This window comes from Streptomyces phytophilus, from assembly GCF_013870535.1.
Classification (GTDB): domain Bacteria; phylum Actinomycetota; class Actinomycetes; order Streptomycetales; family Streptomycetaceae; genus Streptomyces; species Streptomyces phytophilus.
In genome coordinates this window covers 1-2,429 of sequence record NZ_JACBXC010000934.1, presented here as the reverse complement: position 1 = coordinate 2,429, position 2,429 = coordinate 1, and the positions used below count along the sequence as shown (strand labels likewise).

The window sequence follows — 2,429 nt, the reverse complement described above, 5'->3', positions numbered from 1 at the left end:
CGCCGGTCCCGTACACCTCATAAAGGAACAGCAGGAGAGGGTCATGACCACCACAGCGCAGAAACCGTCCGAGCCCGCGCCGCCGCCCGGTACCGGCGGTGACAACTGGCTGGCCCGGCTGGCCCTGCGGTTCACCGCCTTCACCGAGAAGTGGCTTCCCGACGCGCTGGGCTTCGTCCTGGTCGGCACCTTCGCGATCTTCGCGCTCGGCCTCCTCTCCGGCGAGTCGCTGCTGGGCACGCCGGACGACCCGGAGGCGACCAGCGGGTTCGGGCTGATCGACGCGTGGGGGAAGGGCTTCTGGTCCCTCATCGAGTTCACGCTGCAGATGGCGATGATCATCATCGGCGGCTACGCGGTCGCGGTCTCCCGCCCGGTCGGCCGCCTCGTCGCCCGGCTCGCGGCCCGGCCCCGCACCGCGCGGGGCGCGATCGTGTACACGGCCGCCGTCGCGATGCTCACGTCGTACGTGAACTGGGCGTTCAGCCTCGTCTTCACCGCCATCCTGGCCAAGGAGATAGCCCGCAGGGTGCCCGGCGTGGACTACCGCGCGATCGGCGCGATGGCCTTCCTCGGACTCGGTACGGTCTGGGCCCAGGGGCTCTCCGGGTCCGCCGCCCTCCAGGTGGCCAGCGCGACGTCGAGCCCGCCGGTGGTGCAGGAGATCATCGCGGCGGGCCGCGGCGGCGACGGCCTGATCCCGCTGACCGACACCATCTTCCTCTGGCAGGGCGTGGTGGCCACGGCGATCATCTTCGCCGTCGCGCTGGCCATGGCGTGGTTCCTGGCCCCCTCGCCGGAACGCGCGATGACCGCCGAGCGCCTCGGCATCGACCTCGGCCCGGCCCCCGGCGAGGAGGAAGAGGTCCGCCGCAGCCGGCCGGGGGAGTGGATCGAGCACAGCCCGGTCTTCGCGATCCTGCTGTTCCTCCTCGGCGCGTGGTACCTCGCCCGGCACTTCGCGCACGCCGAGGGCCACCCGCTGAACGCGCTCGACCTGAACACCGTCAACCTGATCCTCATCCTGCTCGCCCTGATCCTGCACTGGCGGCCGGTCCGGCTGGCCCGCGCGGTCAAGGAGGGCGCGCCGGCCGCGTCGGGGGTGCTGCTCCAGTTCCCGCTGTACGGCGGCATCTTCGGCATGATCGCGTACACCGGGCTGCACAAGACGATCGCCGGCTGGCTGGTCTCGGTGTCCAACGAGACGCTCTACCCGGCCTTCATCGCGCTGTACAGCTGTGTGCTGGGCGTGTTCGTGCCGAGCGGCGGCGGCAAGTGGGTCGTCGAGGCCCCGTACCTGCTGGAGGCGGCGAACCAACTGCAGGTCAACCAGGGCTGGATGGTGGTCGTCTACGACCTCGGCGAGGCCAGCGCCAACCTGCTGCAGCCTTTCTGGATGCTGCCCACCCTGGCGATCCTGGGCCTCAAGGCCCGCGACATCATGGGCTACACCTTCGCCATGTTCCTCGCCCTCTTCCCGGCGGTACTGGTGGTGGTCACGCTGCTGGCCCAGACGCTGTCGTTCCCGTAGAGGACGGCGGACCGCTGTGCCCGGTGCCGGGGACGAAGGAGGCGCGGGCCGGGTTCAGCCGGGTCCGGCGCTCTGCCGGCACCACGTGATGCCGCCCAGCAGGTGCGTGCGGAAGGCGGGGTCGCGGTACGCCTCGGCGGCGTGGCCGAGTGCGGTGTAGAACACCCGCCCCGCCCCCTGGTTCCGGCACCACACCAGGGGGTGGTCGGCGCCCATGGTGCCGCCCTCGTAGGAGTCCTCGTCCGCGCAGGCGAGTACGCGCGCCGCCGCGCGCGGGTTGGTCCGGAAGTTGTACCACTCGTCGGTGAACTCCCAGAGCCGCGGCAGCTCCCGTGTCGCCTGGTGGCTGCCGTCCTCCACGCGCAGGCGGCCCGGCTGGTACGCGGGGTGGTCGGCGAAGCGGGCGCCGAGCAGTTCGCCGTAGTAGGGCCACTCGTATTCCGTGCAGGCCGCGGAGTGGACCCCCACGAACCCCCCGCCTGCCTCCACGTAGTCCCTGAGGGCGGTCCGTCCGCGATCGGTGAGGACCTCGCCGCTCGTGGAGAGGAAGAGCACGGCCCCGTACCGCCCCAACCCGCCCTCCAGGGCCGCCGGATCCTCCGTGGCGTCCACCGTGAAGCCGTGCTCGCCTCCCCACTCCCGCACGGCGGCCGTCGCCTCCGGGATCGATTCGTGGCGGAAGCCGGTGGTGCGGGTGAAGACGAGGAGCCGGGCCGTCATGCCCGGGGCCTTCCGGGGGGTGCGGGGAGGCGGATGGTGTCGTGGGCGCCGTCGGGCCAGGCCACGTCCGCCAGCAGGGTGCCGCCCTCGGCGCGGGTGGCGACGCGGGGCAGCGCGACGTGGTCGCCGGCACCGAGGTGGATCAGAGCGACGTGGGCGGTGCCGTGGGCGGCCGGGC

The 2,429-nt window shown here is 72.3% G+C and carries 3 protein-coding genes; 1 reads left to right on the top strand and 2 read right to left on the bottom strand.

The genetic code is table 11. The features are described from left to right. Positions 1-43 precede the first annotated feature (43 nt). Complete coding sequence (locus H5J30_RS27370) at positions 44-1,531, top strand: short-chain fatty acid transporter (RefSeq protein WP_181789992.1); 1,488 nt, start codon at positions 44-46, stop codon at positions 1,529-1,531. 54 nt (positions 1,532-1,585) lie between these two features. On the opposite strand, the gene H5J30_RS27365 is transcribed toward H5J30_RS27370, so the two are convergent. Both H5J30_RS27365 and H5J30_RS27360 read right to left on the bottom strand, forming a co-directional pair. Further along, complete coding sequence (locus H5J30_RS27365; protein WP_181789991.1) at positions 1,586-2,251, bottom strand: ThuA domain-containing protein; 666 nt, start codon at positions 2,249-2,251, stop codon at positions 1,586-1,588. Continuing rightward, positions 2,248-2,429, bottom strand: a 182-nt coding sequence (locus H5J30_RS27360) for a hypothetical protein (RefSeq protein ID WP_220189427.1), incomplete at its 5' end; no start/stop codon positions are given. The genes H5J30_RS27360 and H5J30_RS27365, both read right to left, overlap by 4 nt.

What these genes read in the sequence shown, in the direction of transcription:
- H5J30_RS27370 (WP_181789992.1), top strand. Translation starts at nt 44, where the DNA reads ATGACCACCACAGCGCAGAAACCGTCCGAGCCCGCGCCGCCGCCCGGT.
- H5J30_RS27365 (WP_181789991.1), bottom strand. Translation starts at nt 2,251, where the DNA reads ATGACGGCCCGGCTCCTCGTCTTCACCCGCACCACCGGCTTCCGCCAC.